Here is a 26206-nt window from a genome sequence, read left to right as displayed (position 1 = left end):
GCGGCGTCGTCAGGCGGCAGGGCGGGCCGGGTGCGCGGTCAGGTACGCGCGGACGTTGCGGGCGGCCTCGCGGCCCGCGCGGTTGGCGCCGATCGTGCTGGCGGACGGCCCGTAGCCGACGAGCTGGAGCGCGGGCTCGGCGACGACCTGCGTGCCGTCCATCTTGATGCCGCCGCCCGGCTCCCTGAGCCGCAGGGGGGCGAGGTGGTCGAGCGCGGAGCGGAAGCCGGTGGCCCAGATGATCGTGTCGGCCCGCCGGTGCCGTCCGTCCGCCCAGGTGACGCCGTCCGCGGTGATGCGCTGGAACATGGGGAAACGTGTCAGCGCGCCCTTGTCCAGCGCCTCGCGCACGACAGGCGTATAACGAAGCCCGGTGACGCTGACGACGCTTTCCGGCGGGAGCCCGGCGCGTACCCGTTCCTCGACCATGGCGACGGCGGCCCGCCTGGCGTCCTCGCTGAACTCCTCCTCGCGCAGGACGGCCGGGCGCCGGGTCACCCATGTCGTCGCGGCGGCGACCCCGGCGATCTCCGACAACACGTGCATCGCGGAGTGGCCCCCGCCGACCACGACCACCCGCCGCCCCGCGAACTCCCCCGGCCCTCGATAATCCGCGTAGTGCAGTTGCCGCCCCGCGAACGAGGACGCGCCCGGGTAGTAGGGCCAGTACGGCCGCGTCCACGTGCCGGTCGCGTTGACCACGGCCCGGGCCGCCCATTCCCCGGCGTCCGTCTCGATCAGCAGCCCGCCGGAGCTCGCGCCCGCGCCGCGGCGGACGGCGCCCACCTTGACCGGCCGCACGACGTCCAGCCCGACCGTCCGCTCGTAGTCGCCGAAGTACGCGGGGACCACCTCGGCGACGGGCACCCCGCCGTCCTCGTCGCCGGGCCGGCGTACGCCCGGCAGGTCGAAGACGCCGTGCACCTTGTCCATCGTCAGCGACGGCGACCGGTGCCGCCACGCCCCTCCCGGCCCCGGCTCGGCGTCGAGCACGACCGGCTCGAGCCCGAACCGCTCCAGGAAGTACGCGCTGGACAGGCCCGCCTGCCCGGCGCCGATCACCACGACGTCGCTCTTCTCCACGATCAGGTGCAACCACCGCCGCCCTCGGCGTCTTCCCGCCGCCCGTCCGCTCCCGTCAGCCGGTCAGCGCGGCCGTGAACGTCGCCTCGTGCCGGGCGATGTGCTCGATGTCGCGCTGGTAGAGGAGGTCGTCGCCCCTGACGATGTGGCTCGCGAACGCCTCGTGGCCGGCGGCGGCCTGCGCGTGCATGAAACGCACGAGGTGGTCGAGGCGGGCCTGCGCGGTGGCGGTCAGCTCGCCGCGGGCGGCGTCGTCCAGGGCGTACGCGTCGGCGAACAGCCGCAGCCTGCGGGCCTGCTCCGGCACCGGATACAGGCTCATGTGGCGGGGGTCGGTCAGGGGCACGAACCGGTAAGCGGCGTACGCGACGTCCCAGACCCGCGGCCCCGGGTGGGCGGTGTCGAAGTCGATGAACGCGACGGGGCGGCCGTCACGGAACACGCAATTGTACGGGGCCACGTCGCCGTGGCAGATGACCTCGGCCGGAGAGACCGGCGGCCAATACCAGGGGACATCCTGATTTTTCGGGAAATCGAGGGTGGCGTCGTGGAACTCCCGCAGCAGCCTGCCCACGGCCTCCAGCACATCGTCCGACAGCACCCACTCCGGCAGCGGGTAACCGGGCACGTCACCAGGCAGGAAGTCCAGGACCTCCCGGCCCTCGCCGTCGATCCCGTGGCTCCTGGGCGCGCCGCGGAAACCGCGCTCCGCCAGGTGGTCGAGCACGGCATGCACGCCCGCCGTCCACGGCCCCGTCGGCCGGCGGACCGTGTCCCCGTCCCGGACGACATGGTTGACGCCCCCGCCGGTCAGCACCTCCACGTCCGTCTCCCGTCCCCCGGCCGATGTCGCGTGCACGCTGCGGCTCGCCTCCTGTCCGTCCCGCCTCCGGAGCGATCAGTGTGTCACGTGGTGTGTGGACACCGCGCCCGAATTTCCGGCCGGGCGCCGCACGCAGCGGGGGTCAGCGGCGGGTGCCGAAGGCGACGGCCGTCGTGGAGGCGATGACGGACACCAGCACGACCATGACCAGCACGTTGCCCAGCGGGTTCGTGCGGCGCGGCGGCGGCAGGACCTGCTTGACCCGGACCCGGGACGTGGCCGTCGGGGTGGGCGTGGACGTCGGGGACGGGGACGGGGACGGCACGCGTACCGCCGTCATCCGCCGGGGCTCGGCACGGGGCGCCGCGCGCGGCCGGTCCCGGGGGCACTCCCCCACTCGCACCCGCTCCCCGCACACCGCGCCCGGGTAGATCGTCATCCCCGGCACCGCCACCTTGGGGACCGGCCGCCGCTTTCCCGGCCGCCGGCCGTCGATGGACACTCCGGGGACCGGCGACCGCCACACCTTCACGCCCGGCACGGACCCGTCCATGGAGACTTTCCGGGGAGGCGCCGGCGATCGTACGGACACCTCAGGGATCACCACGGACACCCCGGGGAGCACCACGGAGACCTCGGGCAGGCCGCCCGGCGGCCGCTCCCGGTCGGCGGCGGCGGGACCCGCCGCGCCGATCCCCACCAGCCCCACGGCGAGCAGCAACGGCGTCCGCAGGCCCCGCCCGCCCGCGGTGCGCGACGCCCGCCACCACCAGGCACTCGCTCGCCGCCGCTGGGCACCCGCCCGCCGCCGCACGCCCGCATAACGAGACGCGCCCCACCGCACGCCCGCGGAACGGGACGCACGCCGCCTGCCCGGCACTCTCACACTCCTTCGCCGACGCGCGCGAACTCCTGCAACGCCCCCTGGAACGCCTCGGGCCCGACGGCGAGCGGCCCGTCGAAGGCGCGGGAGATGTCCCACGTCAGGTACGTGCCGAAGCCCAGCATCGCCGCCATCGCCACCAGCGGCAGGATCGTCAGCCCCTGCGGCCGGGCCCCGGCCAGGAACGGGAACACGATGACCACCAGGCCGGTGAGGATCGTCAGGAACAGCAGACCGTCGGGCGGGGCCGCGGCGGCGTCGGCGCCGCGCTGGGCACGGGTCATGGAGATCATGCCGATGTGCTGGAGCAGATTGCCCTTGGCCGCCTCCTCGTCCTCGCCGCTCACCTCCAGGTCGCTGACGCGCCCGCGCAGCTCGTCCATCCTGGCGGCGCCGACCGGGTCCATCCGGCCCTGGGCCATGAGCGGCCACTCGTCCCTGACCACGAAGATGACGTATTCGCGCAGCGCGGTGCGCACCTGCCGGGCCTCGTCGTCCGGCAGGCCTTCGGCCGCCCAGTAGGCGTCGATCGTGGCCTGGCTCTCGGCGTGGGTGTTCTGCCGGGCGGCGTCGGCCTTGGTCCAGGGCACGATGATCGCGATGGCGAACACCAGCAGGAACATGGCCGACAACATCGCGCCCGCGTGGCCGGCGGAAGGACCGCCGGGATCACGGTCCGCGCCGCCGCGTCTGAACAGCCTGAACACCAGCGCGGTGACCATCACCACGCCTACCGCCGCCAGGATCGAGAGCGTGTACGCCACCATGAAGATCTCCCGAAAGCCTCAGATACGCAGTGTCACATTACTATCACACTGCGCAATGATGGCGTCAGGCCCGGAAAGGTAAAGCTCCGGCAAGGCACCCATGAGCGCACCCTCAGGAACAGGCATGACCTGGTGACGGGGCGGCTGGACGGATTGGCGGCCATCACCGGCCGCTCTGACCATTCGTCCAACGACGGTGTGATGAATCGGAAATGTCTGCACCATGAGTGCCGTGAATCTCAACGGCCGCAAATTCGTGATGGTGAGCTCGACGGCGAGCGCGGTGGACCCGGACAGCCCGACGGAGTTCCTGTACTGGGAGGCCGACGGCGTGGTGTGGGGCAGCTACACGGGCGACACCGTGACACACGGGCGGTTCGTCGGCACCCGCGACGGCGACCAGGTGTCGATCGCCTACGTGCACGCGCTGAAGGCCGGCGGGACCGCGGGCGGCACGAGCAGCAGCCGCGTCGAGGCCGGGGACGACGGGCTGCTGCGCCTGGTGGAGGAGTTCACGTTCGACGGTGACCCCACCCCGCACGTCAGCGTGTGCGCGGAGATCTCGGAGTAGACGGCTCGGCTAGCCGCAATGCCGGTTAGTTAACGCTTGAGGTGTGACGTCAAGGGTTCACGGAAAACTGGGACAGAAGAACGGAGATCCAGTAGAACGGGTGATCTTCCACAACCATCCGTAACAGACTGGATCTCCGTTGAGCCGACAGTCTGCCAGGTCTGTCCTGGCGTGCGCCATCAGCACGGTCACATCGACCACCCGGACCGCGGCGGGGGTGTTCGCGCCGGGTCATCTGGGCGAGCTGACCCAGCTCATTCCCTTTGAGATGGTCGATGAGGCGCTGGCGGAAACGGGTGCGGTCGAGCGGAGGTTGCGGGACCTGCCCTCGCGGGTGGTGGTGTATCTGCTGCTGGCGGCGGGGCTGTTCGCCGGGCTGGGATATCGGCAGGTATGGGCTCGGCTGGTGTCGGGCCTGGCCGACCCGGGCTCGCTGCCGTCGTCCTCGGCCTTGGCCCAGGCGCGACGCCGGGTCGGGGTAGCGCCGTTGAAGGCGCTGTTCGACCTGCTGGCGGGCCCGCCCGCGGGTGCGCTGCGGTGGCGGGGGCTGCTGGTTTGTGCGATAGACGGCACCACGATGTCGGTGCCCGACAGCCCGGCGAATCTGACCCGATACGGGCATCAAAGCGGTTCACATGGCGGGTCGGGCTATCCCCTCGTCCGGCTGCTGGCCGTGGTGGTCTGCGGCACTCGGACCCTGCTCGCGGTGACCTTCGGCCCGTTCAAGACCGGCGAGACCAGCTATGCGCCCGCCTTGTTCGGCTGCCTGCGGCGGGGAATGGTGCTGCTGGCCGACCGGAACTTCGCGGTCAAGGACCTCGTCACAGCGATCGCCGACACAGGAGCGGACCTGGTGATCCGCTGCAAGAACAACCGGGCCCTACCCCGGCTGGCCACCCTGACAGACGGGTCGTGGACCAGCGTGCTGGGCGGGGTGCCCATTCGCGTCATCGACGCCCACATCACCGTCACCCTGTCTGGCACCCACCGGCGGGCCATCCACTATCGGCTGATCACCACCCTGCTCGATCCGCACCGCTACCCGGCCCGGGACCTCGTCGTCCTCTACCACCAGCGCTGGGAAATCGAAACGATCTACCTCGAGCTGAAGGCGACCATTCTGGGCGGGCGGGTCCTGCGCGCCCGCACCCCGGCAGGCGTGGACCAGGAGATCTACGCCCTGCTCACCACCTACCAGGTCCTGCGGCTGGCGATGGCTGAGGCCACCGCCATCCATCCCGGCATCAGCGATGACCGGGCCAGCTTCACCATCGCCCTGCTGACCGCCCGCGATCAAGTGATCCACGCCGCCGGCATCCTCGCCGACACCACCATCGACCTGCTGGGACGTATCGGCCGCGCCCTCCTTGAAGATCCCCTGCCACAGCGCCGCGAACGCATCAGCCCACGCATCGTCAAACGCGCGATCTCCAAACACCGAGCCAAAGGACAAGTCGACCGCACCAACCACCGCGCGAGCACCACCATCGACGTCCTCACCGAACACCAGTTGACAGCAGCCCAAAGCCCTTAACTTCACGGCATTGCGGCTAGCCGTCCTTCTGGAGGGCTGCCCGGCCCTCCGCCGCGCCGACGAAGCGCATCTTGCCGAGCGGCACGTCGCCCTGCGTCTTCTGGGCCGGCCCGAGCTCCGGCGATCTGCGGCGAGCCGGAGCTCGCGCATCGCTCGGGAGTACGTACGGCCGCTTGAGCACCTCGTCGAGGATGAAGACCGTCTCGGTCGCCTTGACCGCCGGGATGTTGGCCAGCCGGTCGGTGACCATCGTGTGCACCGCCGCCACGTCCGCCACCCGCACCTGGATCATGGCGTCGTGCTGCCCGGTGGTGATCGCGCAGTATTCCACTTCCGGCATTCTGGCGAGCTCGGCCCTGAACTGCTTCCACATCTGCTGGCGCACGGTCACGAAGATCAATGCGGTGATGCCGAGCCCGGCCCGCACGTGGTCGATCTCGGCGGTGAACCTCTTGATCGCGCCGTCCGCGCGCAGCGCCTCGAAGCGGGTGTAGGCGTTCGCGCGGGAGATGCCCACCCGCTCGGCCAGCGCGGCGACCGAGATCCGGCCGTTCTCGCGCAGGACCTCGAGCATCTTCATGTGGATGTCGTCGAGTTCGAGCCCGATGCCGATCCGTCCAGGCGGAACGCTACCGCTGCCAGCATTTCTGGAAATTTCACTCGTCATTGCTCATCGACCCTTATATACGTCTTGTCGGCCGCACAGTGCCTGGACATTCTGCCGCACAATCCTCGACATCTTTCTGCCAGACGTCCACATGTGGAGGACCACCATGGCGACCCGCTCGCAGACGGCGGCTGTGCTGCTCGCCGCTGCGCTCACTCTCACTGCCTGCGGAAGCGGCGGCGGCGCCGCTCAGTCGCCCGCGGCCTCCGGCGGCGGCAAGACCCTCGTCATCGACACGTCCTTCGACCTCAAGACGGCCGACCCGGGCCGCACGTACGAGCCGACGGGGCTGATCGTCGGCAAGGCCGTCTACGAGACGCTGCTCACCTTCGACGGCGCCGACGTGACCAAGCCGGTGCCCGCCCTGGCCGAGTCGTACGAGCTCAGCGCGGACGGCAAGACGCTGACGCTCAAGCTCAAGCAGGGCGCGACGTTCGCCGACGGCTCGCCGGTGACCGCGGACGACGTGGTGTTCTCGCTGACCCGCGTGCGGGACATGAAGGGCACCCCGTCGTTCCTGCTGGACGGCGTCGAGGTGGCCAAGACCGACGACACGACGATCACGCTGACGTCGAAGGCGGCGAACCCGGCGTTGCCGTACATCCTGCCGAACCCGGCGCTCGGCATCATCAACAGCAAGCTCGCCCAGCAGCACGGCGCCACCACGGACCCGCAGGACAAGGCCGAGCAGTGGCTGAACTCCGCCTCCGCGGGGTCCGGGCCGTACATGATCGAGTCGTTCAACGTGAGCAGCCAGGTCACGCTCAAGGCGAACCCCAAGTACTACGGGACCAAGCCGGCCTACGAGAAGGTCGTGCTGCGCAACGTCGAGGCCGCCACCCAGAAGCTCAACGTGGCGCGCGGCGACAGCCAGGTGGCGCTGAACCTGTCGGGCGACCAGGTCGCCGGCATGCCCGCGACTCTGCAGGTCAAGAAGACCGCCTCGGCGAACGTCATCTTCCTGCTGGCCAACCAGGACTCGGCGATCAGCAAGACGACGCCGAACGCCAAGTTCGTCGAGGCGGTGCGCAAGGGCGTCGACTACGCGGGGCTGCTGGAGCTCGCCGGCGAGGGCTCGACCCAGGCCCCGGGCGTCATCCCGTCGCAGATCCTCGGCGCGCTGCCTCCGGAGCAGGCCGCCAAGCGGGACGTCGAGGGCGCCAAGGCGGCGCTGGCCGCCAGCGGGCTGTCCAACCCGACCGTGAAGCTGGAGTACCCGAGCGAGCTGACCGTGAACGGGCTGTCGTTCCAGCCGCTGGCCGAGCGCGTCCAGGCCAACCTCAAGGAGGTCGGCATCACGGTGGACCTGCAGCCGGCGCCGGTCACGACGGCGTTGGACAACTACCGCAACGGCAAGGAGGAGATGGGCCTGTGGTACTGGGGGCCCGACTACCCCGACCCGAGCGACTACCTGGCCTTCCTGCCCGGGAAGCTGGTGGGGCTGCGGGCCGGCTGGAAGGCGGGCGCGGCCAAGGAGATCGAGAGCGCGGGTGAGAAGGCCGCCACGGCCATCGGCGACGACGCCCGCAAGAGCGCCTACGCCGACGTGCAGACCAAGCTCAACGCCTCCGGGCCGTTCATCCCGCTGATCCAGCCGAGCCAGAACATCGTGACGGCGGGGTCGGTGACCGGGCTGGAGTACCACCCGGTGTGGACGGTCGACGTCGCCGACCTCGGCGTGAAGTAGGGGTCCCGGCACGTGTCCGACACCCCGGACGCCGTCAAGGCGACGCGGTCCGAGGAGCGAGGGGCGGGGCGGCCGAGCTCCGGCGGGCGGGCACATCCGCTGGCGCGCTTCCTCGTCCGCCGCATCCTGCTCGCCGTGCTCATGGCCTGGGGCATCACCCTGGTCACGTTCGTCCTGACGAACCTCGTCCCCGGCGACCCGGTCGCCGCCAACCTGGGCCAGCGGGCCCTCGGCGATCCGGCGATCGTGGCGCAGTGGCGGGCGGAGCACGGCCTGGACAAGCCGCTCTGGCAGCAGTACGCCCTCCACCTCCAGGGCCTGCTCCAGGGCGACCTGGGCACCAGCCAGCAGAGCCACCGCCCGGTGAGCCAGGACCTCGCCGAGTTCGTCCCGGCGACGCTGGAGCTGGCCGGGGCGGCGATCCTGGTGTCGCTGGTGCTGGGGGTGGCGTTCGGTGTGATCGCCGCCCTGCGCAGGGACCGGCTCGCGGATCACACCCTGCGACTGCTGAGCCTGATCGGCATCTCCGTGCCGACGTTCTGGCTGGCGCTGATCGCGTTCTACGTGTTCTTCTACCGTCTGCAGCTCACCCCGGGCAGCGGCCGGGTGGACGCGGCGCTCGGCTCGGCGCCGGCCGTGACGGGGCTGCAGACGGTGGACGCGCTGCTGGCGGGCCGGTGGGACATCTTCAGCTCCGCCGTCGGCCACCTGATCACGCCCGCGCTGGTCCTGGCGCTCTACACGATCGGCCTGCTCACCCGTTTCACCCGCTCGGCGGTGCTGGAGGTGCTCGGCCAGGACTACGTCCGCGCCGCCCGCGCCAAGGGCCTGCCCGGCAGGGTGATCCTCTTCCGGTACGTGCTGCGCTCGGCTCTGGTCCCGATCATCACGGTGGCCGGCCTGGCCTTCGGCAGCCTCCTGTCGGGCACGGTGCTGGTGGAGGCCATCTTCGCCTGGCCCGGCATCGGCCAGTACGCGTACAAGAGCGCCACCACCCTCGACCTGCCCGCCGTCATGGGCGTCGGCCTGGTCGTGGGCGTCGTCTACCTGGTCATCAACCTGATCGTGGACTTCCTGTACGGCGTCATCGACCCCCGAGTGAGGCTGCAGTGAGACGCCCCTTGCCGAGTCGGCTTCCGGAGGCATGGCGGCGGCCGCTGGCGGTCGCCGGCGGCGTGCTGGCGGTGGCCTGGCTGATGATCGCGCTGGCCGCGCCGGTGCTGGCGCCCCACGATCCGCTCGCGCAGGAGCTGCCGCGGCTGGCGCCGCCCGGGCCGGGGCACTGGTTCGGCACCGACCAGCTCGGGCGGGACATCCTGAGCCGCGTCATGTACGGGGCGCGGGTGTCGATCCCGCTGACGTTGCTGCTGGTGGCGCTGTCGGTGCTGATCGGCGGCCTGCTCGGCGCGTGCGCCGGGTACTTCGGCAGGTGGGTGGACGAGACGATCATGCGGGTGGCGGACCTGGTGTTCGCGTTCCCGACCGTGATCCTGGCCATGGTGGTGGCCGCGGCGCTGGGCGCGAGCCTGGTGAACGCGGTGCTGGCCGTGCTGGTCGTGGCCTGGCCCGCCTACGCCAGGGTGACGCGCGGGCTGGTGCTGGGGGTGCGGGAGCGGGAGTTCGTGCTGAGCGGACGGCTGCTGGGCTTCTCGGTGTGGCGGTCGCTGCGGGTGGACGTGCTGCCCAACGTGACCGGCCCGGTGCTGGTGCTGGCGACGCTGGACATCGGCACGGCCCTGTTGCTGCTGTCCGGTCTGTCGTTCCTGGGCCTGGGGGCCAAGCCGCCGTCTCCGGAGTGGGGGGCGATGGTGGCCTCGGGGGTCGAGGTGTTCGACAGCTGGTGGGTGGCGACGTTCCCGGGGCTGGCGATCCTGACGGTGGTGCTGGCGTTCAACTTCCTCGGCGACACACTGCGCGACGCGCTCGACCCCCGTACGGCCCGCGCGATCAAGGAGCGTGCGCTGTGACCGAGCGAAGCGAGGGAACAAAACAGCACAGCGACCTGGTCGCAGGTCCGACGAAGGAGGACCTGTGACGGCGACAGTGGACATCGCCGGGCTGACGGTGGCGATCGGCGGCAAGGAGATCCTGCGCGGCGTCGATCTGCGGCTGGAGCCCGGGCGGGTGCACGGCCTGGCCGGCGAGAGCGGGTCGGGCAAGACCATGACCGGGCTGGCCGTCCTGGGGCTGCTGCCGCACGGCGCGCGCACCTCGGGCACGATCCGGCTCGGCGAGCGGGACCTGCTCGCCCTGCCGCCCAAGGAGCTGAACCGGGTACGCGGCGGCGAGGTCGCCATGGTCTTCCAGGACCCGGCCACCAGCCTGCACCCGATGCTGACGATCGGGAAGCAGCTCACCGAGCACATGCGTCACCACCTGCGGCTGGGCCAGGCCGAGGCCAGGGCACGGGCGGTGGAGCTGCTGGGCAAGGTCCGCATTCCCGGCCCGGAGGAGGCCTACCGGCGCTTCCCGCATCAGTTCTCCGGCGGGATGCGGCAGCGGATCGCGATCGCGATCGCGCTGGCCTGCTCGCCGAAGGTGCTGATCGCCGACGAGCCGACGACCGCGCTGGACGTGACCGTGCAGGCGGGCGTGCTGCGGCTGCTGCGCGGGCTCTGTGACGAGCTGGGGCTGGCGGTGCTGCTGGTCACCCACGACCTGGGCGTGATGTCGGCGGTCGCGGACGAGGTGAGCGTGATGAAGGACGGCCTGGTCGTCGAGTCGGGGCCGCGGGGCCGGGTGCTGCGCGAGCCGGAGCACGCCTACACCCGTTCCCTTCTGGAATCCCTGCCGGAGGCGCAGTGAGCGAGCGCAGCGAGCGAACCAGTGAGCACGGGAGCCCGGCTCACAGCGCCGGCGAAGGCGGGCCTGTGAGCCTGTTGACCATCGACGACCTGGTCGTCGAGCACCGCTCCCCCGGCCGTCCGGCCGTGCGCGCCGTGGCGGGGGCGAGTTTGCAGGTCGCGCCCGGCGAGGTCGTCGGGCTGGTCGGCGAGTCCGGGTGCGGCAAGTCGACGCTGGCCCGCGCGGTCTGCGGGCTGAACCCGATCACCGAGGGCTCGATCCTCTTCGACGGGCAGCCGGTCACGCCCCTGGGCCTGAGGCGCAGGAAGCTGACCGGCATCCAGATGGTGTTCCAGGATCCCTACACGTCGCTGAACCCGCGCCGGCGGGTGGGCGACCAGATCGCCGACGGGCTGCGTACCGCGCGCGACACCGTCACCACACCCGCCGACCTGCTGGAGCGTGTGGGGCTGCCGCGGGACTTCGCGGAGCGGCACCCGCACGAGTTCTCCGGCGGGCAGCGGCAGCGCGTCGCCATCGCCAGGGCGCTCGCGGCCCGGCCGCGGCTGCTGATCGGGGACGAGCCGATCTCGGCGCTGGACGCCTCGGCGCAGTCGCAGGTGGCCACGCTCATGCGGGACCTCGCCGTGCGGTCTGGGGCGGGGCTGCTGTTCATCAGCCACGACCTGTCCGTGGTACGGGTGATCGCCGACCGCATCGCCGTCATGTACCTGGGCAAGATCGTCGAGGTGGGCCGCACGGAGGAGGTGTGGGCCGAGCCGCGGCACCCCTACACGCAGGCGCTGCTGAAGGCCATTCCCCGGCCGGACGGGATGGGCGTGCTGCCGGCGGAGTTGCCCGGGGACGTGCCGGATCCGGCGAATCCGCCGGAGGGGTGCAGGTTCCACCCGCGGTGCCCGTTCGTGATGGACGTGTGCCGGGTGAAGGAGCCCGGTTTCGGGCCGGTGGCCTGCTGGCTGCACGAGCCGAAGTGACGCCGGGGCAGGTCGAGGCACGGCTGGGGGCCGTGCGGACGGCGATGGCCGCGGAAGGGCTGGACGCCCTGGTGTTGCGGCCGTCGCCGGACTTCCGGTTCCTCGGCGGCGGAGATGGGGCGGCCTTCCTCGTGGTCACGCGGGACACGGTCGCGGAGACCGCGGAGCCTGCGGGTCTCGTGCCGGAGGGGGCGCGGCGGGTCGGGGTGGACGCGGAGATGCGGGTGCGGGAGCTGTTCGGGCTGGCGATCGAGGCCGAGCTGGTGCCCGCGTCGACCGTGCTGGCCCCGTTGCGGCTGTGTAAGGAGCCGTACGAGATCGCCGCCATCGAGCGGGCGGCGCTGCGGGCCGAGGAGGTGCTGGGGCAGGCGCGCGAGCTCGCCTGGTTCGGCACGGCCGAGCGGGCGATGGCGGCCGCGCTGCGTCTGCTGGCGCTGGAGTCGGGCTGCGAGGAGGTGCTGTCGTTGCGGGTGGCGGCGGGCGAGCACACGGCGCGGCCCGGGCACCGGCCCGGCGACCGCGTGATCAACCCGGGGGACGCGCTGCTGGTGTCGTTGTGCGGCCGGTGGGACGGCTACTGCGCGGAGGTGGCGCGGGTCTTCGCGGTGGCGGAGCCGCCCGAGGACTTCGAGGCCATGTACTCGGTGGTGCTCGCCGCCCACGCCGCGGGCCTCGCGGCGGCCCGGCCGCCCGCCCCGGCCGCGGACGTCGAGCGAGCGGTCGGCCAGGTGATCGACGGCAGCGGGTACGGCCGGTTCGCCGCCGCGCACGCCGGCCGGGGCGTGGGCCTGGGCCCGGACGAGGGCCCGCGGCTGGGCGAGGACACGCCGCTCGCGGCCGGCATGACGTTCTGCCTGGAGCCGGCGATCTACATGCCCGACCTGTTCGGCGCCCGGGTGGCGGACGTGGTGGCCTGCACGGAGGCGGGTCCTGTGGTGCTGACCTCCGGGCCGCCGGCCCTGCACGTGCTCGAACGCTAGGCCCTGGTCACCTCGTGCCCGGGATTGCGTGGCCCGGACCTGAGGAACGGCCAAGGCGGGCCGCACACTGTGCCTGACCTGCCCGGTGGTTTGATGGCCAGAGGACCGCACCGCGACACGTCCTACATACGTTGGGGAGAGACTGTGAAGATCACTGGAGTTGAGCTGCGGCGGATCGCGATGCCGCTGGTGGCGCCGTTCCGCACGTCGTTCGGCACCGAGACGGCCCGCGACGTCCTGCTGGTCAGGGTCGTGACACCGGACGCCGAGGGGTGGGCCGAGTGCGTGGCCATGTCCGAGCCGCTCTACTCCTCCGAGTACGTCGACGGCGCCGCCGAGGTGATCCGCCGCTTCCTGCTCCCCGCCCTGCCCAAGAACCTGGACGTGCACGACGTCGGCCGCGCCCTCGAGCCGATCAAGGGTCACCGCATGGCCAAGGCCGCGCTGGAGACGGCCGTGCTGGACGCGCAGCTGCGGGCGGCGGGCGAGTCGTTCGCCCGGTTCCTCGGCGCGGCCCACACCCGGGTGCCGTGCGGGGTGTCGGTCGGCATCATGGACTCGATCCCGCAGTTGCTCGACGCCGTCGCGGGCTACCTGGACGAGGGGTACGTCCGGATCAAGCTGAAGATCGAGCCCGGCTGGGACGTCGAGCCGGTGCGGGCCGTGCGCGAGCGGTTCGGCGACGACGTGCTGCTCCAGGTGGACGCCAATGCCGCTTACACGCTGGTCGACGCGCCGCGCCTGGCCCGGCTGGACGCGTTCGACCTGCTGCTGATCGAGCAGCCGCTGGCCAACGACGACTTCGTCCAGCACGCGAAGCTGGCGCAGCGTCTCAAGACGCCGATCTGCCTGGACGAGTCGATCGAGTCGGCCGAGCACGCCGCCGCCGCGATCGCGCTGGGCTCGTGCTCGATCGTCAACATCAAGCCGGGCCGCATCGGCGGCTACCTGGAGGCTCGGCGCATCCACGACCTGTGCCGGGCGAACGGGATCGCGGTGTGGTGCGGCGGCATGCTGGAGACCGGCCTCGGCCGGGCGGCGAACGTGGCGCTGGCGGCGCTGCCGGGCTTCACGCTGCCGGGCGACACGTCGGCGTCGCGACGCTACTACGCGACGGACATCACCGAGCCGTTCGAGCTGGTGGACGGGCATCTCGAGGTGCCGACCGGCCCGGGGATCGGGGTCGAGCCGATCCGGGACGTGCTGGACGAGGTGACCACCTCCACCGAGTGGATCACCCTCTGAGGTCGTACTCGGCGATCAGCTCAGCAAGGCGAAACGTCATAACTTATGTAAACCAGTGAGCACCCGGAGAAAAGCCCCGAACGGCGATATTCTGCCGCCGCGCGGATAGAACGGACATCCGGAAAAGTGTTATGGGGTCGCCCGCAGCCAGTCTCCTCGGGACGAGAGATCGTCTCGCGAAAGGACTCACATGGTTCTCCAGACCAGCCGGCGGAGCCTGCTGAAGGCCGCGGCAGGCGTCGCGGTGCTGCCCGCGCTGCCCTCCGTGGCGCAGGCGTCGGCAGCGGCGGCGTTCAAGCACCCGGGGCTGCTGCACACCCAGGCCGACTTCGACCGGATCGCGGCCGGGGTGCAGGCGGGAGCGCAACCGTACAAGGCCGGGTGGGAGAAGCTGGTCGCCAACGGGCGCTCCAGGAGCACGTGGAAGGCGCGCCCGCTGGAGACGGTGGTACGCGGCGGGACCGGGCAGAACTACCCGCAGCTCTACAACGACATCCACGCCGCCTACCAGAATGCGCTGCGCTGGAAGATCTCCGGGGAGAAGGCGCACGGCGACGCCGCCCGCGACATCCTGAACGCCTGGTCGGGCACGTTGAAAGCGATCACCGGCAACGCCGACCGGTTCCTGGCGGCGGGCATCTACGGTTACCAGGCCGCCAACGCCGCCGAGCTCATGCGCGGCTATGCGGGCTTCGACGTCGAGCGCTTCCAGAAGATGCTGCTGAACGTCTTCTACCCGGTCAACGACTCCTTCCTGCGCAACCACAACGGCGCCTGCATCACCAACTACTGGGCCAACTGGGACCTGTGCACCATGGCCTCGGTCATGGCGATCGGGCTCTTCTGCGACGACCAGGCCAAGTTCGACCGGGCCGTCGACTACTTCAAGAACGGCAAGGGCAACGGGTCCATCATGAACGCCATCCCGTTCCTCCATCCGGGCGGTCTCGCCCAGTGGCAGGAGAGCGGGCGCGACCAAGCGCACACCGTGATGGGCATCGGCCTGATCGGCACGATCGCCGAGATGGCCTGGAACCAGGGCGCCGACCTGTACGGCTACGCCGACAACCGGATCATGAAGGCGGCCGAGTACGTCGCCAAGTACAACCTCGGGCACGACGTGCCGTTCACCACGTACAAGTGGGGCCACGGCCAGAACTGCGCCGCCCGGGAGCAGACGGTCATCTCGAGCGCGGCGCGCGGCCAGGACCGTCCCGTGTGGGAGCTGCTGTACAACCACTACGCCAACCGGCGAGGGCTGGCGGTGCCGTACACGAAGGCGTACGCCGAGCGAGTGCGGGCCGAGGGCGGCGGCGGCGACTTCGGGCCGAACAGCGGCGGGTTCGACCAGCTCGGCTTCGGCACCCTGCTGTTCACCCGCGCGGCCGCCGGCTCGGGTGGCTCCGGCGGCCTGCTGCCGACCGGGGTGACCCGCGTGCTCCAGTCGATCAACTTGCCGAAGGAAGGCATCGCCGCCTCGGGCGCCCTCGGCGTGCTCGGCGAGGCGGTGCCGCTGCGGATCGTGCCGGGGCTGGCCGATGCCAAGGGTTACTCGTTCATGGACGAGGACGGCCGCTACCTGCGGCACAAGGATTACCGGCTGCGGTTCGACACCGACAACGGCACCGAGCTGTTCGAGCGGGACGCGACCTTCCTCGCCCGGCCGGGCGGGGCGACCGGAAGGGTGCGCCTGGAGTCGCTGAACTATCCCGGCCGGTTCATCCGCCACCGTCACCAGCAGCTGTGGCTGGACAAGGCCCAGGACACCTCCGCCTTCCGCGCCGACAGCACCTTCAGACCCGCCTCCTCCTGATCGTCGGCGCGCACGACGATCCAACCCCCTGGAAGGAATCCGTTAGCTCCCCAGAACCACGAAGGTGTCCGCGCTTGCCGGCGGGAGCAGGCGTGCGCGGGCACGGAGAACCAGGCCTGGACGCTCACGTCCGTGAGCGGCGCGACCCCGTCGCCGACCGCGACGGCCACCCCGAAGCCCAGCTCCTCCCAACGAAGAAGAGCTCGTCGCCCGGAGCTTCCTAGGCGCTGGTCCCGATCAAGGACGCTCCCAGCTCAGTCGTCATGTAGAGGACGTTGCGCCCGGATCGCTCGCGCGCGACCAGCCCGCTCTCGCGCAGCACGCCGAGGTGCTGTGACACCGCGCTCGGCGTGACACCGAGCGCACGAGCCAGGTCCGTCGTGGTTGCGGGGGACCGCAGCGCCTCGAGCAGTTCAGCTCGCGCCCGGCCGAGCAGCCGGACCGCGCTGCCCGCGGGCGCCTGCGTCCCCGCGGTCCACAAGGCCCCGGCACCCCTCGCCGGATAACGCACCGTGGTCTGCGTGGAGGTTCTCTTCTTGATCAGTACGTGAGGCGAACCGAGAACGACGGGCATGAGAACCAGTCCACCCGGACCGCGATCCACCACGCGCTCGGCCCGCCAGCGCTCTCCTCCCAGCATCAGCCGGCCATCGCACCAGTGCAGATCCGGGTGCAGGCCGGCGAACAACGTCCCGGCCCCGCCCGCGGCCAGTTGCTTCGCGCGATGGATGACGTCCGCCTCGAGTACGGCCCGGATCCGTGCCCAGTGCGGCGCGATGAGCCGGTCGTGTGCCGCACGCAGCTCCGCGGCGATCGCCCGCAGTCCTGCCGCCGGCTGCTCGGCGAGCGCGGCGACCGGGCCAGGGGGTGCTTCGCCGAACACCCGCCGGAGGCTGATCCGGACTTGAGAAGCAGGAGTCCTTTGCAACGCCGCCAGGTCCTCCTCGAGGGATCCGCCGGTGCCGGGCGGGGCGGGGACGAGGAACTCGGGCCAGTTCGGCCGGTCGCTCACGAGCAGCGGCCACGTGTGCGAGAGGTCGAGGGGATCCTTGGCGAGCTCGTCCGCCGCCCACCGCATCCACCGCAGGTTGATCGGGTGCCGGTCGCGATCACCCAGCTGCCGCAGGGCGGACACGGTCTCGGACAGCGGCGAGATCGCGAATCGGGTCGCCGCCAACTCGGCCACGCCGAGATGGATCGTCAACGCCATGGATCGATTATGTAGTGACGGCCTAAATGCTGTCGTGACGACCTCCGGGTCCCCCGAGGCCACCGACTGCCGGTGGGCCGGCGGAATAATCGGTTGCCGTTCGGTGCTGATGCCCGCACTATGTTCGTCATGTTCCTGCGCGCTCGCCTCACGACGCCCACCCTGCCGGTGGGCGCGTTCGAGCGTGCCTGCGACGGCCTGGAGCGCTGACCTCTTCCCGTAAGTCCTGAGGTGACCCGGCGGGGGGAGGTTGACCGGCCCTGACGGGTCACAAGAATCCAGACGTCTCAGGAGAGGGAATCATGGCCAAGCAGGCCTACGTACGCAACAAGCCGCATCTCAACATCGGCACGATGGGGCACGTCGACCACGGCAAGACCACACTGACCGCGGCGATCACCAAGGTGCTGGCCGAGCGCGGGCAGGCGACGTACACGCCGTTCGAGCGGATCGACCGCACGCCGGAGGAGGCGCAGCGGGGCATCACGATCAACATCTCGCACGTCGAGTACGAGACCGCCACCCGGCACTACGCCCACGTCGACATGCCGGGCCACGCCGACTACGTGAAGAACATGATCACGGGGGCGGCGCAGCTCGACGGGGCGATCCTCGTCGTGTCCGCGCACGACGGGATCATGCCGCAGACCAGGGAGCACGTGCTGCTGGCCAAGCGGGTCGGGGTGGAGCACCTGGTCGTGGCCGTCAACAAGGCGGACGGCGCCGACCCGGAGCTGACCGACCTGGTCGAGCTCGAGCTGCAGGAGCTGCTGGCCGAGCACGGCTACATCGGCGTCCCGATGGTGCGGGTGTCCGGGCTGCGGGCGCTGGAGGGCGACCCGGTCTGGACGGCGTCGGTGGAGGCGCTGCTCCAGGCGGTGGACGAGCACATCCCGGTGCCGGTGCGGTACGTGGACGCGCCGTTCCTCATGCCGGTCGAGAACGTGCTGACGGTCACCGGCCGCGGCACGGTCGTCACCGGCGCGATCGAGCGCGGCACGGTCCGCGTCGGCGACACGGTGGAGGCGGTCGGGTTCGGCGAGGGGTTCAGCGCCGTCGTGACGGGCGTGGAGACGTTCGGCAAGACGATGGAGCAGGGCGAGGCCGGCGACAACGCCGCCGTGCTGCTGCGCGGCGTGCGCCGCGAGCAGGTGCGGCGCGGCATGGTGCTGGCCCAGCCGGGCAGCCAGCGGGCCCGCACGTCGTTCACCGCCCGGGTCTACCTCCTGACCCCGGAGGAGGGCGGGCGGCGCAGGGCGATCGCGTCCGGCTACCGGCCGCAGTTCTACCTGCGGACGACGGACGTGCCCGGGGAGCTCAGGCTCGACGAGGCCGCCCGGCCGGGTGACACGGTCGAGGTGGAGGTCGAGCTCGGCAAGCCGGTCGCCATCGAGCCGGGGCTCGGCTTCGCGATTCGCGAGGGCGGGCTGACGGTGGGCGCGGGCACGATTCTCACCGTGCCCGACTGAATCCGCGGTCGCGCGGGTGAGCGAGGAGGCCGGGTCTCGTGTCAGACGGGACCCGGCCTCCGTCGTCGGTCAGGACGGGTCGAACCTCAGCGTGAACGTCGCCGGGCGGGCCCGCAGGTCGTACTGCGGCAGCGGGCCGGGACCGCACGTGGCGGTTCCGATGCCCTGGTGGGCGAGGTCCAGGTGGAGGTGCACCCGATCCCCGGGCACCAGGTCGGGCCGGTGTGCGGCGGCGGCCAGCTCGTCGGTGCTCCAGCGCCGCGCGGTCATCCCGAACACCGGGTCTCCGGACACCTTGAACGCGCCGAAGTCGGCCCACCGCACGTCGGCGCGGTGGCCGTTCTCCTGCGGGTAGACGTACGGCGTCTGCAGCTCGTCGATCGTCGCCGTCCAGCGACCGACCCGCGCCGCCATGCCGGTGTCCGGGTACGCCTCGCCGGGCCCGCGCCCGAACCAGGTGACCCGTTCCACGGCGGTCCCGGGCAGCGTCATGGTGACGCCGAGCCGCGGGATCGGGTCCCGCCAGTCGCCCTCGGGCTCGAGGTCGAGGCTCAGCAGCAGCCCGCCGTCTCCGGCGAGCGTCCACCGGTACGTCGCCCGCATCCCGAGGTCCGTCGCGGCGGGGGCGACCCGGGTGCGGACGGTCAGGGCGTCGCCGACCTCGACATCGTCCACCCGGTGCGTGAGCCGGTGCAGGCCGAGGGCACGCCACTTGCCTTCGAGGCCGCCATATCTGTCGTTGTCGGTCGGTGCCCGCCACAGGTCGAGGCGCGGCCCTTCGACCTCCAGCCCGAACAGCCTGACCAGCCGCCCGGTCTCCGCGTCGAACCCCGATCCGCTGGCGACGATCTCGTCACCGTCCCGTACGAACGTGACCAGCGACGCCGAAGCGGTCCGGGGCGCGGGCGGCGCCAGGAGCGTCTGCCCCCACGCCACCTCGTGTCCCGCCTGCGCCCACGGCTGGTCACCGGAGAGCCGGGCCCGGATGGTCAGCCAGCACTCGCCGGCAGGCCCCGGCGGCACGTCGGGCAGCTTGACCTCGCCGCCGCCCGCGGGCACCTCCAGCCGGTGCTCGGCGACCGTCTCCCCCTCCACCTCCACGGTGGCGAGGAACTCCAGGTGGGACAGGTCGCGGTAGTCGTAAGCGTTCACGACCCGCACCACCCCGTCGCCGAAGTCGAACTTCACGGGCTGGAACACCTTCTTCAGGTCGATCAGCCCGGGCGACGGCGTGCGGTCGGGGAACACGAGCCCGTCGATCACGAAGTTGGAGTCGTGGACGGGCTCCCCGTAGTCGCCGCCGTAGGCGTACTCGAACTCCGGATGCACGATGCCGTGGTCGATCCACTCCCAGATGAACCCGCCGGCCAGCCGCGGATAGCGCTCGAACAGCTCCTGGTACTCGGCCAGCCCGCCGGGCCCGTTGCCCATGGCGTGGGCGTACTCGCACTGCAGGAACGGCATCGCGCGCCGCCGCGCGTCCAGGTCAGGGTCGTCGAGGGGGTCTTCGGCGAGGCGGCCGATGGCCTCGACCTCGGCGTGGGAGGCGTACATGCGGGAGTAGACGTCGGTGTGCGCGCACGACCAGTCGCCCTCGTAGTGGAGGGGACGGGAGGGGTCGCGGTCGCGTGCCCAGTCGGCCATGACGGCCAGGTTGCGGCCGACGCCGGCCTCGTTGCCGAGCGACCACATGATGATGCTCGGGTGGTTCTTGTCCCTTTCGACCATCCGCCGCATGCGGTCGAGCAGCGCGTCGGCGTAGCGCGGGTCGTCGGTGGGGTTGCGGCGCCAGCCGACCTGGTGGAAGCCGTGCGTCTCGAGGTCGCACTCGTCGATCACCCACAGGCCCAGCTCGTCGCACAGGTCGAGGAAGTCGGGGTGGGGCGGGTAGTGGCTGGTCCTGACGGCGTTGACGTTGTGCTGCTTCATCAGCAGCACGTCGGCGCGCATGGTCTCGTACGGGACCGCGCGGCCGCGCTCGGGGTGGAACTCGTGCCGGTTCACGCCCTTGAGCAGCAGCGGGCTGCCGTTGGCCAGCAGCACGCCGTCCACGATGGAGATCGTGCGGAAGCCGACGCGCAGCCGTACCGTCTCGTCGGGGAACGTCACGACGGCGTCGTACAGGCGCGGGGTCTCGGCCGTCCACGGCTCGACGTCGAGCCTGACCTCCGTGCCCGGCTCCAGGTCGGCGACGCCGAGCTCGGGGATGCTGAGCAGGCCGCCCTCGCCCTCGAAGCTGAGCCTGCCGTCGTGGGAGGCGTGCACGAAGACGTCGGCGGCGGACCGGGTGAGGGTGACGTCGCGGAAGATGCCCGGCAGCCACCACATGTCCTGGTCTTCGAGGTAGCTGGCGGCCGACCACTGGTGCACGCGCACGGCCAGCACGTTGCGCCCGGGACGCAGCCACGGCCCGGCGTCGAACTCGGCCGGCAGCCTGCTGCCCGTCCAGAAGCCGAGCTCGTGCCCGTTGAGCCAGACGCGGGCGAAGGACTCGGCGCCCTCGAACCGCAGCCGGCCACCCGTCCAGCCCTCGGGCAGGTCGAAGGTGCGGCGGTAGTCGCCGGTCGGGTTCTCGTCGGGGACGTGCGGCGGGTCGACGGGGAAGGGGAAGGAGACGTTCGTGTACGCGGGCGCGCCGTGCCCGTGCAACGGCCAGTGGGACGGGACCGGCAACTCGTCCCAGTCCGCGTCGTCGTAGCCGGGCTGGGCGAAGTCGTCGGGGACGTTCGCGGCGGGTGAGAGGCGGAAGCGCCACGTCCCGTTGAGGTCGAGTGCGGGCGCGTCGGAGCGGAGTGCCGCCCGGGGTTCGAGCAGGCCCGAACCGGGGGTGTAAGTTTCGAGATCCATCGACGCCGAGCCTAGAGCTTCTGGAGCATTTTGGGCAGCGATGAGTTTTCTGTCCATACCTGCCGCTCACACTCCGAGGCCGTACACGCGGCGGGCGTTCTCGCCGCCCACCATCGCGGCCACCCTCATCGCCTGCCCGACCGACCACTCCCCCTCGGTCACGAACTCCCCCAGCACCCGGGCCATGGCCCGCCGCCACAGCAGCGCCCCGAGATGGTGCAGCTCGGCCGGCCCCCAGGCGTCCGACGAGAAAAGGATCTTCGCGAACGGCGCCGCCTCCAGGCTCTCCGCCACCAGCGCCACGCTGCGCGCCCCCGTGAAGGTGACGCCCAGCCCGACGTCGAAGAAGACGTTCGGGTACGCGTGCGCCAGGAACCCGGCGTGTCTCTGGTACGGGTAGCAGTGCAGCAGCAGAAGCGGCACCCCGGCCGGCTCCGCCAGCTCGATCAGGCCGCGCAGCAGCAGCGGGTCGGACCGGCGCAGGTCCACGTCCGGATCCCCGAACCCGATGTGGAACTGCAGCGGCAGCCCCCGGTCGATGCCCGTCCAGATGAGATGCCGCAGCAGCACGGGGTCGGCGAGCCGGCCGCCCTCCGCGAACCATCGGCCGGCCGCCTCCGCCACCTCCTCCGCGGCGGGCCTGGCCGGGTCGAAGTCGAGTCCGTGGCGGTAGGCGGCGATGGTCTTCAGCCCGCGTGCCGTGCGGGTGCGCTCCCACAGGGCCTCCTCGAACCGCGCGGCGAACGCCTCCGCCGCGCACCCGTCCGCGGCCACCTGCTCGGCCACCGCCTCCAGCCGCACCACCTCGTCGGCGGGCACGCCGGCCGCCTCGGCCATGCCGGACGGGCCGAGCACCTCCTCACCCCGGTAGCCGGTCTCGACGAGGAAGTGCCCGATGCCGCTGGCGCCGAGCAGCAGCCGGTTGACCTCGTCCACACCGAGCCTGGCGCGCCTGGCCAGGTATTCCTCCGGCGTGCAGTGCGGGTCGAGGCCGAGCACGGGGGCGCAGTGGCGCAGGATCGCGAATCCCACCTGGGAGTCGAACGGGGTCATCCATTCGGGGATCGGCCGGTCGGACTCGGTGATCAGCTCCTCGAACGCCTTGCGTGACAGGTCGCGGGCCGAGGCGCCGTGCGCGTGGTGGTCGACCAGCGGCAGCTCCTCGATGGCCCGCGCGAGGCCGCCGGGGACGAGCTCGAGCTCATGGGACACCCGGCCAGGATATGGGAGCTTCTGCGCCGGGCCCGAGAGCACGCGCCGCCGACCCCCGATCCCGCTTCTCGCACCTCCTGCGCAGGCCTTCCGGACGCGTGTACGGGCGGCGCGGGGTGTGGATGGGGCGGAGCGCTCGCGAGCTGCGGTTCGCGAGCGCTCCGCCGTGGGCCGGCCGTGGGGCGGTCCGGCGGCGCCCCACAGCCGGCCTGTTCAGGCGGCGGCCCTGGCGGTGAGGGCCACCGTGGCCTGTCGGGTGACGCCGCTGACCGTGACGGCGACCGTCACCTGCCCCTCACGCAGCGCCGTCAACGTGCCTGTCGCCGGGTCGAGCACGGCGACGTGCCACGGCTTGGCGGACTGCCGGGCGCCGATGTGCAGGTTCGGCGAGCCGGACCACGCGGCCGAGACCGGGTGCACTGCGGGAACCGTCCGCGCCCCCTGCTTGACCGCGGCCGTCACCTGGGCGGGCGTGCCGACGGCGACCGTACCCGGAACCGTGAGCACCAGGTCGTCCACGTGCGGACGGACCTGCGTGCCGATCCAGTCCGGCGCGTCGGCGAACCAGTTGCGCTTGACGTGCTCGGCCTCGGTCCGCGTGACCGGGTCCACGCCCCACAGCGACCAGCCGGTGAAGCCGCCGTCGTCGGGTGCGGTGGCGGGGTTCTTGCCGGAGTTGCCGTTGATGAAGTACGGCACCGCGTCCACCCGCGCCGCGTGGAAGGTCCCCACGTGCGCCCCGATGAAGGCGGCCCCCTTGCCGGTGTCCCGCTGGAAATCGGCCAGCCAGTCTTCCACCAGCGCGGCCTCCTTGCGGTCGCCGAGCTGGCTGCCCTTGCCGGGCGTCGGGTCCCGCGGCGGCACGTGGAACACCACCGCGACGGACCCGATCGAGGTGTCCTTCGCGGCCTCGTCGAGCGCGGACCTGAGCATCGCCACCTGGTCGTAGCCGCCGCCCCGCAGGTTCAGCCGCGAGGTGTCCAGGGTGATGAAGCGGGTGCCCTTGTGGTCGAAGGTCCGGTACGTGTCCCCGAAGACGGCCTTGAAGTTGTCGATCTTGCCGCCCATGACCTCATGGTTGCCGGGGATGTAGTGATACTTCACCGTCCCACCGAGTTCCTCATCAAGGATCCGCTTCGCCAGCGCGAAGTCCTCCGGCGACGCCTCGTCCACCAGGTCACCGTTGATGAGCAGGAAGTCCGGCTCGGCCGCCTTGATCTCACGCAACGTCCTGCGCGCGTTCTTGACGATGTCGCTGTCCGGGGCCCTGGCGACGAACTGCGCGTCCGACATGACCGCGAACCGCCACGGCATCTCCGCCACCGACGGCTTGACCACCGGGTCGGCGACCTTGGGCGCGGCAGGCGCGGACACCGCGGGCGGCACCTTGGCGACGAGCCCGTCGATGAGGATCTCGTTGGTGTACTTGGCGCCGGCCTTGGTCTCGGCCACGTAGAAGCGCCGCAGCTTGAGCGGGTAGTTGACGCCCGCGGGGACGGCGAACTCGACGTACCTCCACCCGGTCCACGTCATGTACGGACCGCGCAGGATCTGCGACTGCCCGAGCGCGTCGTAGAACTCCAGGCTGGGCCACTCCCCCTTGCCGGTGGAGTGGATCCAGAGCCCGAACGCCTGTGGCTGCCCGTCCACCACGATCTGCTTCGGCGGGCTGGCGTACGCGGCCCGGGTGGCGGTCGAGGTGGTGAAGTCGTACGACAGCTTGAGCCCGCCCCCGCTCTGCCCGGGCGCGGCCGACAGCGAGCCGGTGGCGCGGGCGGCGGCGAACGTCCACGCGGCGGCGTCCTCGAAGTCGGCGACCGGCTTGTCCTCGAACCCGACGGTCACCGGCACGGCGGTGCTGATCCTGCCGACGCGAGCGGTGATGAGCCCCGACCCTGTGGCCTGCCTGGCCTTGACCGTGAAGGATCCGTGCTCGGCCGTGGTGACCTCGAACAGGTTCTTGTCGTAGTCGAGCGTGAGGTCGGCGGGGTCGATGGGCGCGGAGTTGCCGTTGCGGTCGTATCCGACCACGCCGAACGTGGCGGTGCGGTCCTTGCCCGGCATGCCGAGCCGGTCGGCGGTGGCGCCGAGCCGCTGGAGCGGCTGGAGCACGGTCAGGCCGATGGTGCCCTTGGCGTCGCCGCGCGAGGCGGTGACGGTGGTCTGGCCGGGCACCAGAGCATGGAATCTCCCGTCCCGGACCACGCCGTGGACGGCCGGGTTGGCGCGCCAGGACGGGGTCCCGGCGGCGGGCCCGTACGTCTCGTCGTATCCGGCGGCGGTCAGCCGCCTGGTGAGGCCGGGGAAGACCCGGTCGGGGCGGCCGCCGGCGACGGGGGCCAGGCCGGGCGCCCTGGCGGGGTCGCTCGCGGTCTCCAGCCAGAAACCCTTGAGCTTGCCGCTGCCCTGCGGGGCGTAGAGCGCCAGGCCGTTGGGGACGTGGCGCTCGCCGCCGTCGGAGGGGCTGTTCTCGACCTGCACGTCGGCGGAGCCGGGCTCGCGGGCCAGCATGGTGGAGGAGCCGCCGCCGTCGAGGTTGAGCGCGTTCGCGGCGCCGAGGTCGACCATCATCGCGGCCAGCTCGTTGAGCGTGACGCCGCGGCTGTCGGCCTGGCGGCCGTCCACGGTGAGCAGGTACATCTTCCTGCCGTCCGCGGAGAACCCGACGGCGGTACGGGGGTGCGCTGCCTGGTCCGTCGAGTTCTGCGCGACGCCGTCCTTGACCAGCACCCAGTTGCCGCCCACGGCGGCCTTGACGGTGCTGCCGTCGGACGACTTCGGCTGATATCTCACGTCAACGCGGTCGCCGACCTTCAACGCCGACAGCGCGCTCGCGCCCGCGTCGCGGCCCAGCAGGATCGTGGTCCCGGCGGGGATCGGACCGCTGCCCGCGGAGGTGCGTACCTCGGAGACCACCCCGTTGACCAGGACGACCTCGGCGACGGACGCGGCGCCCGCGACGGCGCGGGCCCGCGTGTACGAGCCCCACAGCGACGTGAACAGCCCGACGCCGCCGCCCTGCACGATCTGGTTGAACTGGGTGAGCGTGATCGGCGAGCCGCCGGCCGGCGTGGCGGTGCCCTCGAAGTACATCTTCAGCACCCGGCCGACGCCGTCACCGGTGACCGCGACCGCGTTGTCGTGGCCGGCGACGGGCGACTGGATGAGGTTGCCGTTCTGCACGCCGATGCCCTGGGCGGCGCCGGAGTTGTTGATGTCGAAGAAGTCGCCGTTCACGGCCGCGACGGCGCGGGACCGTTTGGCCGGCCCGGACAGCGGCTCGGTCTTGGACACCTCGCCGGAGAACACGTAGTCGGCCGTCGCGCCGCCGAGGTCGGCGGTGATCGCGTCCGCGCGTAACCAGCCGAGCGCGTCGTAGCTGTCGAACGAGGTCAGCGAGATCCCCGGCGCCACCGGCCGGGTCCTCTTGGCCGTCTCCAGCCGCGGCTGGCCGGCGGTGGCCTTGGCCAGCAGCGTGGACGGCGGCGGATAGGAGGACGCCTCGAGCGCGTCCTCTGCGGGGGGTGCGGGGTCGGCCTGAGCGGGCGCGCCGGTCACGGCCAGAGGGCCTAACAGGAGCGCGGCGGCGGCCAGCAATCGGAGGGTCTGCACGACCGAACTCAATCGCTCGTGGAT

The 26206-nt window shown here is 71.6% G+C and carries 20 protein-coding genes; 11 read left to right on the top strand and 9 right to left on the bottom strand.

Annotation, left to right across the window (positions count from 1 at the left end; all coding sequences use genetic code 11):
* Positions 1 to 9 precede the first annotated feature (9 nt).
* The 4 genes from EDD27_RS14315 to EDD27_RS14295 all read right to left on the bottom strand — a co-directional run bounded on the left by EDD27_RS14315 (position 10) and on the right by EDD27_RS14295 (position 3556).
* Positions 10 to 1095, bottom strand: coding sequence for an FAD-dependent oxidoreductase (locus tag EDD27_RS14315; RefSeq protein ID WP_206641401.1), 1086 nt, complete (start codon positions 1093 to 1095; stop codon positions 10 to 12).
* Positions 1096 to 1138: 43 nt separating this feature from the next.
* Positions 1139 to 1942 carry a phosphotransferase enzyme family protein gene (locus EDD27_RS14310; protein WP_241564038.1) on the bottom strand — a complete coding sequence of 268 codons (804 nt, stop codon included), beginning with the start codon at positions 1940 to 1942 and terminating at the stop codon, positions 1139 to 1141.
* A 106-nt stretch (positions 1943 to 2048) separates the two neighbouring features.
* Positions 2049 to 2786, bottom strand: a complete 738-nt coding sequence (locus tag EDD27_RS54170) for a hypothetical protein (protein ID WP_164903610.1) — start codon at positions 2784 to 2786, stop codon at positions 2049 to 2051.
* A 2-nt stretch (positions 2787 to 2788) separates the two neighbouring features.
* The gene (locus EDD27_RS14295) at positions 2789 to 3556 is read right to left on the bottom strand and encodes a bestrophin-like domain (protein ID WP_127932871.1); all 768 of its coding nucleotides are present in this window, start codon (positions 3554 to 3556) and stop codon (positions 2789 to 2791) included.
* Positions 3557 to 3779: 223 nt separating this feature from the next.
* Here EDD27_RS14295 and EDD27_RS14290 point away from each other — a divergent pair, with 223 nt between their 5' ends.
* Positions 3780 to 4127, top strand: a complete 348-nt coding sequence (locus EDD27_RS14290) for an avidin-fold protein (protein WP_241564037.1) — start codon at positions 3780 to 3782, stop codon at positions 4125 to 4127.
* A gap of 139 nt (positions 4128 to 4266) precedes the next feature.
* Entirely contained in the window at positions 4267 to 5661 is a 1395-nt protein-coding gene (locus tag EDD27_RS14285; protein WP_206641400.1) for an IS4 family transposase, read from the top strand.
* 16 nt (positions 5662 to 5677) lie between these two features.
* Here EDD27_RS14285 and EDD27_RS14280 read toward each other — a convergent pair whose 3' ends face one another.
* Positions 5678 to 6328, bottom strand: a complete 651-nt coding sequence (locus EDD27_RS14280; RefSeq protein WP_127932870.1) for an Lrp/AsnC family transcriptional regulator — start codon at positions 6326 to 6328, stop codon at positions 5678 to 5680.
* Between the two features lie 106 nt (positions 6329 to 6434).
* On the opposite strand from EDD27_RS14280, the gene EDD27_RS14275 reads away from it, so the two are divergent.
* The 8 genes from EDD27_RS14275 (at position 6435) to EDD27_RS14240 (ending at position 15832) form a co-directional block, all read left to right on the top strand.
* Positions 6435 to 8015 (top strand): ABC transporter substrate-binding protein, encoded by a 1581-nt coding sequence (locus EDD27_RS14275; protein WP_127932869.1) that lies wholly within the window; start codon positions 6435 to 6437, stop codon positions 8013 to 8015.
* Between the two features lie 12 nt (positions 8016 to 8027).
* The gene (locus tag EDD27_RS14270) at positions 8028 to 9128 is read left to right on the top strand and encodes an ABC transporter permease (RefSeq protein WP_127932868.1); all 1101 of its coding nucleotides are present in this window, start codon (positions 8028 to 8030) and stop codon (positions 9126 to 9128) included.
* A gap of 8 nt (positions 9129 to 9136) precedes the next feature.
* The gene (locus EDD27_RS14265) at positions 9137 to 9982 is read left to right on the top strand and encodes an ABC transporter permease (protein WP_241564035.1); all 846 of its coding nucleotides are present in this window, start codon (positions 9137 to 9139) and stop codon (positions 9980 to 9982) included.
* Between the two features lie 64 nt (positions 9983 to 10046).
* Positions 10047 to 10820 (top strand): ABC transporter ATP-binding protein, encoded by a 774-nt coding sequence (locus EDD27_RS14260; RefSeq protein ID WP_127932866.1) that lies wholly within the window; start codon positions 10047 to 10049, stop codon positions 10818 to 10820.
* Positions 10821 to 10885: 65 nt separating this feature from the next.
* On the top strand, positions 10886 to 11794 hold the full coding sequence (locus tag EDD27_RS14255) for an ABC transporter ATP-binding protein (protein WP_127932865.1): 909 nt from the start codon (positions 10886 to 10888) through the stop codon (positions 11792 to 11794).
* Positions 11791 to 12774 carry a M24 family metallopeptidase gene (locus tag EDD27_RS14250; RefSeq protein ID WP_241564034.1) on the top strand — a complete coding sequence of 328 codons (984 nt, stop codon included), beginning with the start codon at positions 11791 to 11793 and terminating at the stop codon, positions 12772 to 12774. The genes EDD27_RS14255 and EDD27_RS14250 overlap by 4 nt, the downstream gene beginning before the upstream one ends.
* A gap of 144 nt (positions 12775 to 12918) precedes the next feature.
* A complete protein-coding gene (gene menC / locus EDD27_RS14245; RefSeq protein WP_206641399.1) occupies positions 12919 to 14019 on the top strand; it encodes an o-succinylbenzoate synthase in 1101 nt (366 codons plus the stop codon).
* Positions 14020 to 14209: 190 nt separating this feature from the next.
* Positions 14210 to 15832, top strand: a complete 1623-nt coding sequence (locus EDD27_RS14240; protein WP_127932863.1) for an AbfB domain-containing protein — start codon at positions 14210 to 14212, stop codon at positions 15830 to 15832.
* Between the two features lie 220 nt (positions 15833 to 16052).
* Here EDD27_RS14240 and EDD27_RS14235 read toward each other — a convergent pair whose 3' ends face one another.
* Positions 16053 to 17042, bottom strand: coding sequence for an ArsR/SmtB family transcription factor (locus tag EDD27_RS14235; protein ID WP_206641398.1), 990 nt, complete (start codon positions 17040 to 17042; stop codon positions 16053 to 16055).
* 302 nt (positions 17043 to 17344) lie between these two features.
* On the opposite strand from EDD27_RS14235, the gene tuf reads away from it, so the two are divergent.
* Positions 17345 to 18511, top strand: a complete 1167-nt coding sequence (gene tuf / locus EDD27_RS14230) for an elongation factor Tu (RefSeq protein WP_127932862.1) — start codon at positions 17345 to 17347, stop codon at positions 18509 to 18511.
* Positions 18512 to 18580: 69 nt separating this feature from the next.
* On the opposite strand, the gene EDD27_RS14225 is transcribed toward tuf, so the two are convergent.
* From EDD27_RS14225 to EDD27_RS14215, 3 genes are all read right to left on the bottom strand, one after another.
* The gene (locus tag EDD27_RS14225) at positions 18581 to 21358 is read right to left on the bottom strand and encodes a glycoside hydrolase family 2 TIM barrel-domain containing protein (RefSeq protein ID WP_127932861.1); all 2778 of its coding nucleotides are present in this window, start codon (positions 21356 to 21358) and stop codon (positions 18581 to 18583) included.
* Positions 21359 to 21424: 66 nt separating this feature from the next.
* On the bottom strand, positions 21425 to 22570 hold the full coding sequence (locus tag EDD27_RS14220; protein ID WP_206641397.1) for an amidohydrolase family protein: 1146 nt from the start codon (positions 22568 to 22570) through the stop codon (positions 21425 to 21427).
* 213 nt (positions 22571 to 22783) lie between these two features.
* Positions 22784 to 26194, bottom strand: a complete 3411-nt coding sequence (locus EDD27_RS14215) for a phosphodiester glycosidase family protein (protein WP_241564033.1) — start codon at positions 26192 to 26194, stop codon at positions 22784 to 22786.
* Between the last annotated feature and the right edge of the window lie 12 nt (positions 26195 to 26206).

Source organism: Nonomuraea polychroma (genome assembly GCF_004011505.1).
GTDB lineage: Bacteria > Actinomycetota > Actinomycetes > Streptosporangiales > Streptosporangiaceae > Nonomuraea > Nonomuraea polychroma.
This window is presented reverse-complemented; position numbering and strand designations above follow the sequence as displayed.